Genomic DNA, 16197 nt, shown 5'->3' with positions numbered 1-16197 from the left:
TTAAAATTCAACATTTAAGCCAAACGTAAATGTACGTGGACGTGGATACGCATTTAAATCAAGTCCTGGTGTTGGGAAACCATTTGGGTTATACTGGTTATCATTTTGGTCTCTGTCTTCTTTTACATTAATCTCAGGATCAAAACCTTTATAGCCTGTTAGTGTAAATGCATTAAATATAGATCCATATACACGGAATTTACCAATTCCAAATTTATCAACAATGCGTTGAGGAAGTGAATACCCTAAAGTAAACGTATTCAATCTTAAGTAAGATCCATCTTCAATACCAAAAGAAGTTCCCAAACCATTTTCTGGATACGGTAAAAATGTGGTTGCATTCGCATTAAGCGCATCCAACGCCGCAGGATCAACTACTTTTGTTAATTGCCCATTTACAATGTCATAAATTTTGTAAGCTCCTGCAAGTTCTTGATACCTGTTTCTGTATAAACCTTGTTCTTTATTTCCGGCATAGGCTTCAACATGCGATGCGTTATAAATATCATTACCTACACTCCACGTAAAATCAAAATTAAAGTCAAACTGTTTGTAATTTCCTGCAAGGTTAAAACCTCCGGTATGACCTGGATTCGCATCACCTATAACCGTAATATCATCAGCATTAATTATACCATCTGGCACACCATTTGGACCACTGATATCTTTAATTTTTTGTACACCAGGATATTCTGATTGACCAGCTGGTTTATTTCCAACAGTACCATAAACAGTTCCTAATATACCAGATTCTATTTTGGGTACCCCAGCTTTAGTTGTATATATTTGAGTAGTTGGGTCGTAATCAAAATCATCAGTAGTATACCAACCATCATGTATATATCCACGGAATAACCCCACAGGCTTCCCTACTTCTAGGAAATAATCTTGTCTTGGATTAAAATAAACACCTCCAAAGCCAGAACTATATTTTCCGTCAATACTAGGGTCTAATGAGTCCACATTATTTTTGTTAATATTGATATTAATACTAGCCGTTAAGTTAAAATTTTCAGATTTAACAATATCGCCACCTAATGATAATTCAATCCCTTTATTACTTGTTTGTCCAGCATTAGCATATTTGGTTTCAAACCCAGTTAATGGTGGTACCGGAATTATCATAAGCAAATCTTTAACGGTGTTTTTATATAACTCTAAGGTTCCGTTTAATTTGTTACCAAATAATTGAAAATCTAAACCAAGATTTCTCGAAATAGTGGTTTCCCATTTTAATTCTTCATTAAAAAGTGTTGGTGTTGCATAATCATATCCTGGTTGCGACACATCGTTTAAAGACCATCTTACTGTAACTGGCCTCCAATTTTGTTTCCATAATTCGGCTCTAATATCATCATTACCAACAGAACCGTATGAAAAACGTACTTTTAAATCATCTAACCAACTTGCTCCCTTTAAGAAATCTTCTTCTGACGCTCTCCATGCAATAGCACCTGCTGGAAAATACCCCCAACGGTTAGCTGGTGCAAATCTTGATGACCCATCAGCACGAAAGGTTCCAGTTAATAAATATTTATCTTTATAACCGTAATTTAGTTGACCAAATAACGACTGTAGACGATCTGGTGTTCCACCCGCAGAAGACGCTACAGTTGTAGGCGCTAATGTATAAGAAGCCATATTATCCCATGCGCGTTGCGCATCAAATGAAACAGGATATTGATAGCCTTCTACGGTAACAGATTCAGAACCAGAATCTGCAACTTCATAACCTGCTAAAATACCTAGTTTATGATCTTCACCCAAACCTTGAACTTGATAGTTTAAAGTATTCGCCCAACGATAATTCCATCCTTGTTTTTGTGCTAACTTTGCATCTCCTCCTTGAAGTGGGTTTCCTTCACTATCAAGACGATTGGTAGCTGCAGGCCCTCTCCAAGTTTTTGAACTAGACCAATTAGACACTAATTGAATATTGGTTTTAGCTGTTAATCCAGGAACTATTTCCCAACTTAATGCACCACTACTTACCAATGAACGGCTTAATCCAATATTTTTAGAATCATTTAAAATACTAATAGGGCTAAATGCATCTTGAAGAATGCCATTATAATCTCCTAATTGCGTATTACTTGTTACATCGCTATCTCCAAGAATATCTGAGGAGTTTATAGGGCGGAAGTAATAAGCGTGTGAATCGCCATCATTATTCCCTCTATTAACCTGAGAATAACGAGTATTGATAGACAATTTAAGTTTATCTCCTAAATTTTGATCTAATCTAAACTGCGCATTCGTTCTTTCATAAGAAGACCCTACTTTGTTACCTTCTTGATCTAGGTAGTTTACAGCAAACAAATATCTAGTATTCTCTGTACCGCCAGAAACATTAAAATTATGGTTATGGCTAAATGCACTATTATAAAGCTCTTTATTATAATCGCGACTAGCTACAGTTTTATAATAGTCTATTCCATCAGGATTAGAGAAATTGGTGCTTTGTGGCCCGATAGCCCACAATTTTTCCCATGCATCTCTGTAACCAGAACCAATGGCATCTGCATACCCCCAGTTATAAGCTATATAATCATAACCATTCATAATTGGCACATACTCTGGTATTACACTAAATTGTGTATAGCCATTATAAGACACTTTAGTTTTACCTATAATACCACCTTTAGTGGTTACAATAATAACACCATTAGCACCACTGGCACCATAAATAGCGGTTGAAGAAGCATCTTTTAAAACATCTATACTTTTAATTTGATCTCCTGGTATATCACTTATGGAAGGCACACGAAATCCATCAACTATAAAAAGTGGTTGATTACTTTGGGTTATCGAACCACCACCACGTACTCGAATGGCAATATCGGCTCCTGGACGACCATCTTGCGTAGTAACTCGTACACCAGGCAATTTCCCTTGTAAAGCTTGTGCTGCATCAGCAACCGGAACTGACGCTAATTTCTCTCCCGAAACAGATGAAATAGCACCGGTAACATCACGTCTAGTTGTGCTCCCATATCCAATTACCACCACTTCGTCTAAAACGTTTTTGTCTTCACTTAAATTTAAGTTTATAGTAGTTCTTCCTTTAACCGCAACTTCTTGAGTTTTGTACCCAAGAAAACTAAATACTAAAACATCGTTAGTATTAACAGCTATTGAGTAATTACCATCAAAATCTGTTGCAGTTCCTTTAGTTGTGTTTTTTACAATTATCGACACTCCTGGTAATGGTACTCCAGATTCATCTGAAACAGTTCCTTTTACATTGGATGTGTTTTGCCCGTAAATAGGCAAGCAAAATATTATTCCTAAAATAAGGAAACAATATTTGAAATTCATTTTTGTCTTCATCTTTGTTTAGTTTGGCTTTTGTTTTTTTAATTGTTTAGGTTAATTTAATTGTAATTCTCATTTAAGCATAGGCGTTATCTTTAGTGTTAATTTTTAATGCAATTTTCTTTTAAAATTTCCCAAAAACAAAAACAAAAACAAAAACAAAACATACAACCCATGTTTTGCTTTCTATAATTTCCTATTATTTGTTTTTATTTTTGAAATTATTCATATTAAAAATTGCAATCGATTACAACAAATTTAAAAAAAAATATATACCTTGCAATGTATTTCTTAATTTTTTCTTAAAATTAGAGATAGGCAATTTGAAATAACTGAAAAAAGCATAGCTAAAATTGTAGATAATTAAAAATGAAGAAGCAAGAAGAATGTACCTTTAAATAATTTACAATTATTAACAATAAACCACTAAACTGTTTATAAACAAATTAATAAGTTTGCACTCATTAAGAAAAACCAACCAATTAACTCATGAGAAAAAAAACAACCATATATGATATAGCGGAAAAACTAAATATAACAGCTGCTACAGTATCAAGAGCTTTAAACGGCAATACTAAAATAAGCGAAAGCACTCGTAAATTGGTTAACGATACTGCTAAGGAAATGAATTATGAGCAAAACAAACTTGCTCTTGCTCTAAAAAGTGGTAAAAGTTTTAATGTTGGAGTTATTGTGCCTCGTATTGATAGTAATTTTTTCGCATCAGTGATTCGTGGAATTGAAGATGAATTACACCCAAATGGATATCATGTTATTATTTGCCAAACTCATGATCAAGAAAATTTAGAGATTGAAAATATTAACTCGTTGTTAAACGCTCAAGTAGATGGTATTTTTATGTCCATCTCTAGCCCAAAGTTAGAATCTAATAAACACTTTCAAAATCTCCTAAATAAAGGTGTTCCCTTAATTTTTTTCGATAGAAAAAAAGATGTCCCTGGTGTTAGCTCAGTAACTATTGATGATTTTAAAGGAGCCTACCAAGCAACCCAACATTTAATAGATCAAGGATGCAAGCGCATTGCTCACCTATCAAGTAATAGAGAAATTCTAATTTTTAAAAATAGGTATTTGGGATATAAACAAGCCATTATTGATAATGGCCTTGAGTTTGATGAAAGCATTGTAATTGAAACTCCGAGTAAAGTACTTGAAGGCAGAAAAACAACTAAACAACTTTTAGGCATGAAAACACCGCCAGATGCTATATTTTCTGTGAGCGATTTTACGGCATTGGGGGCCATTGAGGAAATAAAAGCAAATGGACTTAGAATACCAGAAGACATAAGTGTTGTTGGATTTAGTAACGAACCGTTTACCAGGTTTATGGAGCTTTCTATAACCTCAGTAGATCAATCTCCTATAGAAATGGGCAGAATTTCTGCTCAAGTATTTTTAGAGGAAACTAGTAATAACAGTAAAAAAATTAAATCTGAAAAACAAGTTGTTTTATCACCTGAATTAATAATTAGAGATTCTTCATTAAAATCTATGGTTTTAATTGACAAATAACAATCACTGTTGAAACAAGAAAGCATAAAAAAGCCAAGAATTAATTCTTGGCTTTTTTATGCTCTAAATGTTTAATTTTTATAAAGACACACCTCGTCTCCAAGGTATAAAATCATTTTGGTTTAATAATTTTGCTTTGGTTTGAACTTCTCCACTAGCTACTTTTATAATAAATTCAAGCATTTCATCAGCCATTTCTTCAATGGTTTTTTCACCACGAATTACTGCACCTGTTTCTATATCAATAATGTCTGGCATACGCTCTGCTAGCTCTGTGTTTGATGACACTTTAATAATTGGCGCAATTGGGTTTCCTGTTGGCGTACCTAAACCAGTAGTAAACAAAACTACATTGGCCCCTGAACCTACCAATCCTGTTGTGCTCTCCACATCATTACCTGGTGTGCATAATAAATTTAAACCTGGTTTTGTAATATATTCACCATAATCTAAAACGTCTTGTACCGGAGATGTACCACCTTTTTTGGCTGCTCCTGCTGATTTCATTGCGTCGGTTATTAAGCCATCTTTAATGTTTCCTGGAGATGGATTCATATCAAACCCTGAACCGGCATCAACCACCGACTTCTCATAAGCTTTCATTAACTGTAAAAACTTTTTACCATCTTCATCATCAACACATCGGTTTACCAATTCTTGTTCAACACCACATAATTCCGGGAATTCAGCTAAAACAGCAACGCCGTCTAAAGCAGCTAATAAATCTGAAACAGCTCCTAAAGTTGGATTTGCAGAAATACCTGAAAAACCATCGGAACCTCCACATTCTAAACCTACTCTTAATTTTGATAATGGTGCTGGTTTACGTTCTGCATTATTTGCTTTTTTAATAGCTTCAAAAGAATCTTTTACAATTGCAGATAGCATCTCATCTACCGTACCCATTTTTTGTTGTTCGTAAATAATAACGGGTTTGTTTAAGTTTGGATTGATATTGTTCAATGCCTCTTTAAACACGCTTATTTGAAGGTTTTGACACCCTAAACTTAAAACGGTAGCTCCTGCCACATTTGGATTATTAACGTAACCTGCTAATAATTTTGCTAAACTCTCAGAATCTTGACGAATACCTCCACAACCACCTGGATGGGTTATAAATTTCACATCAATGTTATCAAATACATCTGGTGTTGTTGATACAACCTCTGTTTCTTCATTCCCACTAACTAAAGAACGCAGCAACATTTGATGCGGGTTTACCTTTTGTTTTAAAAGTTCTTTTTCAAAAACTTCTTTTAATATTTCAATATTTCGGTTTTCGCAAAACACTAATGGGAAAAATAACCACACATTTTCTGTTCCTACTTGCCCATCTTCTCTATGATATCCTAAAAAGGTTCTGTCTTTCCATTTATCTACATTGGGTGCTGTCCAACTAAAGTTTTCAGTTCTACCAAACACTTTCTCGCTTTGATGCTTTACATTTTCAGTAGTTAGAACATCGCCTTTTTCAATAACACCATTAGCTGAACCAACAAGAACACCATACATAATGATTCTGGCACCAGATTCAAATTTCTCTAAAGCTATTTTGTGCTTAGATTTCGTATCAGACAATACTTTAATGTCTTGCCCTTCAAAAGGAATAACTTCTCCTGCCTTTAAATTAACCAAAGCAACGGCAACGTTGTCTGATGAATTTACTTTTATAATTTTCTTTTGCATTGTGGTAATTTGTTATAGTTATACTATAATACTTAAAACTTTTTGCTGTAATTAGCAAATCCTGCTTCTACTCCATTAGCATCAATTTCTTTTAGAGCTAAGGCAACGGCTTCAGTTAAGTTTTCAACTTTGGTTAAATCTTCACCCCAATAATCAACAATACTTAATGCGTTTTTAGCTACTTCAGTATAATCACTTGATTCCCATATTTTAGCAAACGCTGCTACAATATCATCGCTGTCTTGAACTGGTAACGCTTCACCATTCCAGGTACCTTTGTAAAAACGTATTAAACTTGCAAACGCAAATGTTAGGTTGGTTGGCAGTTTTTTATTGATTTTTACATAGCCTAATAAACTTGGTAATACGCGTACAGTAAACTTAGAAATTGAATTTAACGCAATACTTGATAGATTGTGAATGATGAATGGATTTCTAAAACGATCGAAAATTTCATCTGAAAAACTGTTTAATTCTTCTCTATCCATTTCAAGGGTATCATTTATTTCATCAAATACCGCTTTATGTATAAATGGCCCTGTGAACTCGTTGTCAACAGATTGTTTCACTGTTTTGTTTCCATAAAGCAATGAAAAAGGCACCATGGCTGTATGTGCTCCATTTAAAATACGCACTTTTCTGGTACGGTAAGGTTGCATATCATCAACAATCTTAACATCTAAACTTGTTTTATGGAATGGTAATTTTGCTTTCAAATCATCACCACCTTCAATAACCCAAAGTAAAAATACTTCGGCTGCAACTATTAAATTATCTGAATAATCCAACTGTGCATTGTAAGCTTCAATTTCATCTTTTGGATACCCTGGTACAATTCTATCAACCAATGTGCTGTGGAAAGCATTACTTTCTAAAAGCCACGTTTTGAAGTCATCACCTAAATTCCAATCGATTACATACTTTAATATAATTTCTTTTAAAGTTTCAGAGTTGTGGTTAATCAATTCACAAGGAATGATAGTTAAACCTTTACTTGCATCGCCATTAAAATGTTTGAAACGCTCGTGTAAAAGCAGTGTTAATTTTGCTGGAAATGAACTTGGGGGTTGCATTTCTGCCGTATCTGAACCTACATAAGCAATACCCGCTTCGGTAGTATTGGAAATAATAAACTCTAAAGATGGTTCTTTAGCTAAACTTAAGTAATCTTGAAAATTAGCATATGGATCTACCGCTTTTACGATATTGGAAATTAATTCAACATCTTGAATTTCTTCACCTTTTTTAACACCTTTCATAAAAAGTGTGTATAACCCGTCTTGATCGTTTAGCATGTTTACTAAACCTCTGTCAATTGGTTGTACTACTGCAATACCTGCATTAAAATCGGCTTTTTTATTTAGTTCTTGAAATGCATACCCAATGAACGCTCTAAGGAAGTTTCCTTCGCCAAATTGTACTATTTTAATTGGAAGCTTCTCTTCCAAACCAACGTTTTTTCTATTTAATTTTTTCATTATAATTTATAATTGAACACTTTTTACTCGATTAAACCAAATACTCTAGGAAGCCATAAACTTAACTCAGGCACATAAGTCACCAAGAACAAAACAAGTATCATGGCTAAAAATAAAGGCATAAGAGGTTTTATAACTTTTCCAATAGTGGTGTTGGCAACACCAACTCCAACAAACAATACCGAACCTACTGGTGGTGTACACAAACCTATACACAGGTTTAATACCATGATAATTCCGAAATGGATAGGATCCATTCCTAATTTTTGCACCACTGGCAAGAATATAGGGGTGAAAATTAATACCGCTGGTGTCATATCCATAAAAATACCTACAAACAACAGCAATAAGTTGATAATCAATAATATGATGATTTTATTATCGCTAATTCCTAATAAAGCGTTACTAATATCTTGTGGTATATTCTCGTAAGACATGACCCAAGACATACTCATAGATGCGCCAATTAACAACATTACAATAGCTGTAGTTGCTGAAGAATCCAACAAGATTTCCGGAAGTGATTTGAAAGATATTTCTTTGTATACAAAACCTAAAATCAAGGTATATAAAACAGCTATAGCTGAAGCCTCTGTTGCGGTAAAAATTCCCGTTACAATACCACCAATTACAACTACCAGTAAAAACAAACTAGGTACCGCCGCTATAAATGTTTTGAAAACTTCCTTGATGGAGCTTCTTTCTCCTAACTTATATTTTTTCTTTTTGGCCCAAAACATGGCAACTAGCATTAAAAATAAACCAGTTAAAATACCCGGAATATAACCTGCCAAAAACAAAGCTGCAATAGAAACACCACCACTTGCTAAGGAATAAACAATAAGCACATTACTTGGTGGGATAATCAATCCTGTTGTTGCCGATGTAATATTCACAGCGGCTCCAAATTCTTTTGAATAACCTTCTTTTTCCATTTCTGGCCCTAAAATACTACCCATAGCAGATGCCGACGCCATAGCAGAACCAGCAATAGCCCCCATTAACATAGCGCCTATTACATTTATTAATGCCAAACCTCCTGGTAGTGCACCTACTAATGTCTTTGCAAAAGCAATAAGCCTGTGTGCAATACCCCCTTTGTTCATTAATTGCCCCGAGAGAATAAAAAACGGTATGGCAATTAATGCAAAACTATCGAGACCCGTACCCATACGTTGTGACACTGTAGTAAAAGCAGCTATTGGAGAAATACTTACCAACATGGTTAACATTGCCGAAATAGCAATACTCCATGCTACCGGTGTACCGATTGATAAAAGAAATAAAAAACTAAAGACTAATACAAGAATTGGTATATACTCCATCATAACTATTTTTTTAGAAGATCTGAAATTTTGTAATAAATTATTAAAATGCCGCTAATAGGAATTACCATATAAACGAATGCTAATGGTATTTGTAATGCTGGAGAACTTTGCCCAAGCAAATAACTAATATACACCAACCTAAATCCACCAATAACCAAAGCTGTTATTGAAAACAATATGATTATAATATAAACTACTCGCATTATCTTTTTCTGATTTTCAGGACTTGCTCGTGTAGGTAAAACATCTATAGCTACGTGCATATTACGTCCAGACACATAAGCGGCACCAAGTATGCCTATCCAAATCATCAAATATCTTGCTAACTCATCGGTAAATGAACTTGGAACACCCACTATAAACCTTGTAAATACCTGCCATAGTACATTCACAACCATAACAGCCATAATAACAATAAGGGTATTGCTTAGAATTTTATCAATCTTTTCTCGAAGTTTCATGTCTTTTTTAATATTTGTTTAGTGGTATCTAGTTACACTCAAAAAATCATTCTGTCTTAAATGCCAGTACGCATTAAGAATGTCTTATTCTATTTGGTTTCTAGAATTTGGTTTATTAAACTATTTATTACTTTATCATTTTCATAACCTTTGTAGATGCTTTTTACTTTATCTTGAAACAATGTCTTATCTGGTCTGATAATAGTTACACCTGCTTTTTCAACTTCATGAAGTGCCTCTTCTTCAGCTTCTAACCACAATTTTCGTTGATAGTTTACCGATTTATCGGCAGATGCTTGCAACCATTCTTGTTCTTGCTGTGTTAATTTATTCCAAGATTCTGTTCCAATAACCAAAACATCAGGTAACACAGTATGCTCATCTAAAGAATAATATTTACATACTTCGTAATGGCGCGATAAGTAAAAACTAGGCGGGTTATTTTCAGCACCATCTACAACACCTTGTTGTAGGGATGTATATAATTCACCCCAAGAAATTGGAGTGGCCGAACCTCCTAACGCTTTAACCATATCGATAGCTGTAACGCTTTCCATCACACGAACCTTTAAACCAGTTAAATCGCTAGGAGTGTTAATTGGTTTATTTTTCGTATAAAAACTTCTACTGCCCGCATCGTAATATGCTAACCCTTTTAACCAATATTGCTCGCCATCATCAAGTATTTCTTTACCTATAGGCCCATCTAAAACATCAAAAGAATGTTGTCTGTCACGAAACAAAAAAGGCACTCCAAAAACTTTCATTTTTGGCGCAAAATTTTCCATAACCCCAACAGATACTTTGGTCATGTCTAAACTTCCAATTTGTAAAAGCTCCAAACATTCGCGCTCGCTGCCTAATTGTTGACTTGGGTAAATTTCGAGTTTCATTTTTCCTCCAGATCTTTTTTCTAAATCTGCACCCATCTCAACCATAGCTTTGTGTACCGAATGTTCAATATTTAAACCATGAGCAATTTTAATGGTTTTGGTTTTATTAACTTCGCTACACCCTACCAATAGGACTGCAATTAAAAGCGTTATGAATTTTATTTTTTGCATTTTTTTGTTTTTAATATTATGTATGCGTTTTGCCCTAATATCTTGAGAAGCTAATTAGCACTTCTTAGTTAGAACAAAACTACCTATTTAAAATTTAAAATACTCTTTGGCGTTGAAATAACTAATATCTGAAACCATTTTACCAATCCACTCCATATCATTTGGCAACTCGCCTCTTTTTATTTCATCGCCTAAAAGATTACAAAGGATACGTCTGAAATACTCATGTCTTGGAAACGATAAGAAACTTCTAGAATCGGTTAACATACCTACAAAACAACTAATAAGCCCCATGTTAGATAACGCATTTAGCTGTTTTATCATACCATCTTTTTGGTCTAAAAACCACCAACCAGAACCAAACTGTACTTTACCTTTCACACTTCCGTCGTTAAAGTTACCAATCATAGTGGCCATAACCTCATTGTCAGCAGGATTTAAATTATATATAATGGTTTTTGTTAATTTGTCTTTACTATCTAAAGCATTTAAAAAAGCTGATAATTTTTGTGCTTGTGGATAATCGCCTATAGAATCCCATCCTGTATCTGGACCTAAAATACGGTGCATACGTGCGTTATTATTTCTTAAAGCACCTAAATGAAATTGTTGTACCCAACCAAATTCATGATAGGTTTCACATAAAAACACTAAAACAGCACTTTGGAATTTTAAAGCGTCTTCATTTGAAATAGCTTTACCTTCTCTTTTCTTAGCGAAAATAGATTTTACTTCGCTTTCGGTGTAGTTTTCAAAATAAATTTGATCTAATCCATGGTCGCAAAGTTTGCATCCATTGGCATTAAAAAATTCAATTCGTTTTCTTAAAGCACTTAATAAATCTTCATAAGAATTTATAGAAACTTCAGCAGCATCCGCCAAAGAATCCAAATAAGCATTGTAGCCATCTGCATTAATTAAAATGGCTTTATCTGGTCTAAAAGCAGTACTAACTTTTACATTAAAATCGCTTTTTGCTAATTGTTGATGATATTGTAAGTTATCAATAGGATCTTCGGTAGTGCAAACCAATTCCGCATTTACTTTTTGAAGTAATTGGCGACAACTGTAATTACCAGACGTTAATTTATCTTGCGTTTGTTCCCAAACTTTTTCGGCAGATTTTTCATTTAACAATTCGTTAATATCAAAATACCTTGCCAATTCTAAATGCGTCCAATGGTATAATGGATTACGCATGGTATAAGGAACCGTTTTTGCCCAGTTTAAAAACTTATCTTTATCAGAACCGTTTCCTGTAATAAATTTTTCATCAACGCCCAAAGTACGCATGGCACGCCACTTGTAATGATCGCCATTAATCCACACATTTGTAATGTTATTAAACGTTTTATCCTCTGCTATTTGTTGTGGAGGCAAGTGATTATGATAATCTATAATTGGCTGATTTTTAGAATAAGTATGATATAATTCTTCAGCGTATTTGTTTTCTAATAAAAAATTGTCGTGGATAAATTTTGTGCTCATTATATATAAAAAAATATTAATCTTCGTTTGAAGGTTTCCCAATAGTAGCTAAAATACCACCATCTACATAAACTACTTGCCCATTTACAAAATCGCTTGCTTTTGAAGCTAAGAAAATAGCTGCTCCAGCCAAATCTTCAGGATCTCCCCAACGTGCGGCAGGAGTTCTACTAATTATAAAATCGTTAAAAGGATGGCCATCTACACGAATTGGCGCTGTTTGGCTGGTTGCAAAATAACCCGGACCAATACCGTTTACTTGAATATTATGTTTAGCCCATTCGGTTGCTAAATTTTGAGTCAGCATTTTCAATCCTCCTTTTGCAGCGGCATAGGCAGAAACACTATTTCTACCTAACTCACTCATCATGGAGCAAATGTTTATTATTTTACCCTCTTTACGCTCAATCATTTGTTTTGCAACTAATTGAGACATAATAAACGGCCCTACTAAATCTACATCAATAACACGTCTAAAATCTTCAACTGGCATGGTAATAGCCAATTCGCGTTTTATAATACCAGCGTTATTTACTAGAATATGGATATCACCTATTTCATTAGCAATAATAGCTAAATTTTCTTTAGCAGCATCTTCATTCGTAACATCAAACAAATAACCACTGGCCTTATACCCTTTACCTCTATAGTAATTTAAAGCCTCTTCCATCTTAGATGGTGTCGTGCCTGTTATTATAAGTTCTGCTCCTGCACTTGCAAGTCCTTCAGCCATAGCCATACCTAAACCATGAGTACCACCTGTAATAAGCGCTCTTTTCCCTGTTAAGTTAAATAAATTCATATATTATATTAGATCAATGTAAGTGTTAAATTCTTTGTGATTTTTGAGGAAATAACAATAATTACAAAGTTAAAATTTAATTAGAATTACAAAAACAATTGTAATCGATTGCACAAAAATAATAAAATTAATTTAAAATACTAATATTATTATTTTTATGATAGGAAATAACTCTTAATAATTTAATTAAAAACAAAAAAAGTATTTTCTCGAATAATGTCAAAACATTATAGCCTCTCCTAAATTAGAGCCGAAATTTAAATTAAAATTTAATAGTCCGCATCCTGTACTGTACCGTTCTACCATACCCTTTAACAATTAAAACAAAAAAAGCCGAATCTTTCGATTCGGCTTTTTTCTGTACAGGCGGGGAGACTCGAACTCCCACACCTCGCGGCACTAGATCCTAAGTCTAGCGTGTCTACCAATTCCACCACGCCTGCAAAAGGAGTGCAAATATAAACAAGATTTTTAAATTGCAAACTTCAAACCGCTAAAAACATTCATTTTTTTATACTTTTAAAAAATAATATAATAAAGAGATTAATTGCTTCTTAAAAAACACCTTATAGTTATGAACAAAAAAATGATTTTAATCTTATTTGTTTCCATATTTAGTAACGCCATAACATCACAATCTAAAGAGGAACCTATTGTTTTAAATACCGAAACTGGAGATATTTATGGAACATTGCTAATCTCTGATTCGTTAAAAACAACACCTATTGTTTTAATAATAGCTGGTTCTGGTCCAACTGACAGAAACGGAAACAACCCTATGATGGCAAATAATTCTTTAAAAATGCTTGCAGAAGGTTTAGCTGAAAATGGTATTGCTTCCGTACGTTTTGATAAACGAGGCATTGGTGAAAGTGCAAATGCTAGCACTAAAGAATCTGATTTACGCTTTGAAAATTATATAGAAGACGTAAAAGATTGGTGTAACTTTATTAAAAAAGATCATAGATTTAGTAATTTAATAGTTTTAGGGCATAGTGAAGGCTCACTAATAGGCATGATTGCTTCACAAGAAAAACAAGTTGAAAAATTTATTTCATTGGCTGGAACTGGATTTCCTGCTGGTGAAATTTTAAAACGACAACTAAAAGAACAACCTCCTTTAATTTTAGAAATGTCTGCCCCAATAATCGAAAAACTAGAAAAAGGAGAAACGGTTAACAACCCACCACAAATGCTTAACTCTTTATTCCGCCCAAGCGTTCAACCCTATTTAATTTCATGGTTTAAGTATAACCCGCAATTAGAAATTTCAAAATTAAATATCCCCATTTTAATTATCCAAGGAAGCACCGATATCCAAGTAAGTGTTGAAGATGCAGAAAAATTATCAGAATCAAACAAAAAAAGCAAAAGAATAATTATTGAAAACATGAATCATATTCTTAAAGAATCTGAAGCTGATAAAACTAAAAACATTCAAACTTATAGTAATCCTAAATTGCCTCTGAAAGAAGAATTGATTCCTGCCATAGTAAACTTTATTCACGAGCATTAAAACCAAGGTTACTTCAAAGAAATAAATCAAAAACATTCTTTTTTGTACTTTTGAAACAACTATAAAAATACTTCATGAAAAACATTCAATTATATATAAAAGAACACAAAGACCGATTTTTAAACGAATTAATTGATTTACTTAAAATCCCATCTATAAGTGCCGATTCAGCTTATAAAAACGATGTTCTAAAAACCGCCGATGCCATTAAAATCAGTCTAGAAAAAGCAGGTTGCGATAGCGTCGAAATTTGCAAAACAGATGGCTACCCCATTGTTTATGGCGAAAAGATAATCGACAAAAACTTACCAACCGTTTTAGTATATGGGCATTATGATGTACAACCACCAGACCCATTAAATTTATGGAATTCACCTCCTTTTGAACCTGTTATTAAAAAAACCGACTTACATCCCGAAGGCGCTATTTTTGCACGTGGTGCTTGCGATGATAAAGGGCAAATGTACATGCATGTAAAAGCGATGGAATTCATGACCGCTACAAACCAACTACCCTGCAACGTTAAATTCATGATTGAAGGCGAAGAAGAAATTGGAAGTTCCAACCTTGCCATTTTTGTGAAGAATAATCAAGAAAAATTAAAGAATGATGTCATTCTTATTTCAGACACTGGTATGATTGCCCAAGATGTGCCATCCATAACCACCGGGTTACGCGGATTGAGTTATGTTGAAGTAGAAGTTACAGGGCCAAACCGCGATTTACACTCTGGTTTATATGGCGGTGCCGTAGCAAACCCCATCAATATTTTAACTAAAATGATTGCATCACTTCACGATGAAAACAACCACATCACCATCCCAGGATTTTACGATAAGGTGGAAGAACTTTCAAAAGAAGAACGTGCAGAAATGGCAAAAGCGCCCTTCAATTTAGAAAACTATAAAAAAGCTTTAGATATTGAAGCTGTTTATGGAGAAACAGGTTACACCACCAACGAGCGCAATTCCATACGCCCAACCCTAGATGTTAATGGTATTTGGGGTGGTTACACGGGCGAAGGTGCCAAAACCGTTATTGCAAGTAAAGCCTTTGCAAAAATATCCATGCGTTTGGTACCGCATCAAGATTGGGAAGAAATTACCCAATTGTTCAAAACCCACTTCGAAAATATTGCTCCAAAAGGTGTTATCGTAAAAGTAAAACCACATCATGGTGGGCAAGGTTATGTAACCCCCATAGACAGTATTGGCTACCAAGCAGCAGCTAAAGCCTATCAAGATACTTTTGGCAAAACCCCAATACCTCAGCGTAGTGGCGGTAGTATTCCTATTGTCTCGCTTTTTGAACAAGAACTAAAAAGCAAGACCATTTTAATGGGATTTGGGTTAGATAGTGACGCCATTCATTCACCAAACGAACATTTCGGCATTTTCAATTATTTAAAAGGCATTGAAACTATCCCGTTATTTTATAAATATTTCACTGAACTTTCAAAATAATATGGGCGTTACCCCCGAAGAAAAATCGGGGGTCGCGCTATACACTATTAGTTTTGGCTCGAT

Annotated in this window: 11 protein-coding genes and 1 tRNA gene; 3 read left to right on the top strand and 9 right to left on the bottom strand. The window is 34.2% G+C overall.

The window, feature by feature from the left end:
• On the bottom strand, positions 1-3330 hold the full coding sequence (locus tag ACGK9U_RS11905; RefSeq protein ID WP_394466600.1) for a SusC/RagA family TonB-linked outer membrane protein: 3330 nt from the start codon (positions 3328-3330) through the stop codon (positions 1-3).
• 474 nt (positions 3331-3804) lie between these two features.
• Between ACGK9U_RS11905 and ACGK9U_RS11900 the strand changes: the two genes are divergently transcribed.
• Complete coding sequence (locus tag ACGK9U_RS11900; protein WP_394466599.1) at positions 3805-4848, top strand: LacI family DNA-binding transcriptional regulator; 1044 nt, start codon at positions 3805-3807, stop codon at positions 4846-4848.
• Between the two features lie 78 nt (positions 4849-4926).
• Here ACGK9U_RS11900 and ACGK9U_RS11895 read toward each other — a convergent pair whose 3' ends face one another.
• The 8 genes from ACGK9U_RS11895 to ACGK9U_RS11860 form a co-directional block, all read right to left on the bottom strand.
• Positions 4927-6534: a UxaA family hydrolase gene (locus ACGK9U_RS11895; RefSeq protein WP_394466598.1), complete on the bottom strand. Its 1608-nt coding sequence runs from the start codon at positions 6532-6534 to the stop codon at positions 4927-4929.
• 32 nt (positions 6535-6566) lie between these two features.
• Positions 6567-8012, bottom strand: coding sequence for a tagaturonate reductase (locus tag ACGK9U_RS11890; RefSeq protein ID WP_394466597.1), 1446 nt, complete (start codon positions 8010-8012; stop codon positions 6567-6569).
• Between the two features lie 23 nt (positions 8013-8035).
• Entirely contained in the window at positions 8036-9337 is a 1302-nt protein-coding gene (locus tag ACGK9U_RS11885; RefSeq protein WP_394466626.1) for a TRAP transporter large permease, read from the bottom strand.
• A gap of 5 nt (positions 9338-9342) precedes the next feature.
• The gene (locus tag ACGK9U_RS11880) at positions 9343-9801 is read right to left on the bottom strand and encodes a TRAP transporter small permease (RefSeq protein ID WP_394466596.1); all 459 of its coding nucleotides are present in this window, start codon (positions 9799-9801) and stop codon (positions 9343-9345) included.
• Between the two features lie 89 nt (positions 9802-9890).
• A complete protein-coding gene (locus ACGK9U_RS11875) occupies positions 9891-10865 on the bottom strand; it encodes a TRAP transporter substrate-binding protein (RefSeq protein ID WP_394466595.1) in 975 nt (324 codons plus the stop codon).
• A gap of 87 nt (positions 10866-10952) precedes the next feature.
• Positions 10953-12353, bottom strand: a complete 1401-nt coding sequence (uxaC, locus tag ACGK9U_RS11870) for a glucuronate isomerase (protein ID WP_394466594.1) — start codon at positions 12351-12353, stop codon at positions 10953-10955.
• Positions 12354-12369: 16 nt separating this feature from the next.
• Positions 12370-13155: a gluconate 5-dehydrogenase gene (locus tag ACGK9U_RS11865; protein WP_394466593.1), complete on the bottom strand. Its 786-nt coding sequence runs from the start codon at positions 13153-13155 to the stop codon at positions 12370-12372.
• Positions 13156-13516: 361 nt separating this feature from the next.
• Positions 13517-13598, bottom strand: a tRNA-Leu gene (locus ACGK9U_RS11860).
• A gap of 131 nt (positions 13599-13729) precedes the next feature.
• Between ACGK9U_RS11860 and ACGK9U_RS11855 the strand changes: the two genes are divergently transcribed.
• Together ACGK9U_RS11855 and ACGK9U_RS11850 are read left to right on the top strand one after the other, a co-directional pair.
• Positions 13730-14671, top strand: a complete 942-nt coding sequence (locus ACGK9U_RS11855; protein WP_394466592.1) for an alpha/beta hydrolase — start codon at positions 13730-13732, stop codon at positions 14669-14671.
• Between the two features lie 74 nt (positions 14672-14745).
• Positions 14746-16134, top strand: coding sequence for a dipeptidase (locus tag ACGK9U_RS11850; RefSeq protein WP_394466591.1), 1389 nt, complete (start codon positions 14746-14748; stop codon positions 16132-16134).
• The last annotated feature ends 63 nt before the right edge of the window (positions 16135-16197 follow it).

The sequence above is a fragment of the Mariniflexile sp. HNIBRBA6329 genome, assembly GCF_043558645.1.
In the GTDB taxonomy this organism is placed as follows: Bacteria; Bacteroidota; Bacteroidia; order Flavobacteriales; family Flavobacteriaceae; genus Mariniflexile.
This window is presented reverse-complemented; position numbering and strand designations above follow the sequence as displayed.

Excerpts from the sequence above, each read along its gene's own strand:
- ACGK9U_RS11905 (WP_394466600.1), bottom strand. The coding sequence starts at position 3,330 with ATGAAGACAAAAATGAATTTCAAATATTGTTTCCTTATTTTAGGAATA.
- ACGK9U_RS11900 (WP_394466599.1), top strand. The coding sequence starts at position 3,805 with ATGAGAAAAAAAACAACCATATATGATATAGCGGAAAAACTAAATATA.
- ACGK9U_RS11895 (WP_394466598.1), bottom strand. The coding sequence starts at position 6,534 with ATGCAAAAGAAAATTATAAAAGTAAATTCATCAGACAACGTTGCCGTT.
- ACGK9U_RS11890 (WP_394466597.1), bottom strand. The coding sequence starts at position 8,012 with ATGAAAAAATTAAATAGAAAAAACGTTGGTTTGGAAGAGAAGCTTCCA.
- ACGK9U_RS11885 (WP_394466626.1), bottom strand. The coding sequence starts at position 9,337 with ATGGAGTATATACCAATTCTTGTATTAGTCTTTAGTTTTTTATTTCTT.
- ACGK9U_RS11880 (WP_394466596.1), bottom strand. The coding sequence starts at position 9,801 with ATGAAACTTCGAGAAAAGATTGATAAAATTCTAAGCAATACCCTTATT.
- ACGK9U_RS11875 (WP_394466595.1), bottom strand. The coding sequence starts at position 10,865 with ATGCAAAAAATAAAATTCATAACGCTTTTAATTGCAGTCCTATTGGTA.
- uxaC (WP_394466594.1), bottom strand. The coding sequence starts at position 12,353 with ATGAGCACAAAATTTATCCACGACAATTTTTTATTAGAAAACAAATAC.
- ACGK9U_RS11865 (WP_394466593.1), bottom strand. The coding sequence starts at position 13,155 with ATGAATTTATTTAACTTAACAGGGAAAAGAGCGCTTATTACAGGTGGT.
- ACGK9U_RS11855 (WP_394466592.1), top strand. The coding sequence starts at position 13,730 with ATGAACAAAAAAATGATTTTAATCTTATTTGTTTCCATATTTAGTAAC.
- ACGK9U_RS11850 (WP_394466591.1), top strand. The coding sequence starts at position 14,746 with ATGAAAAACATTCAATTATATATAAAAGAACACAAAGACCGATTTTTA.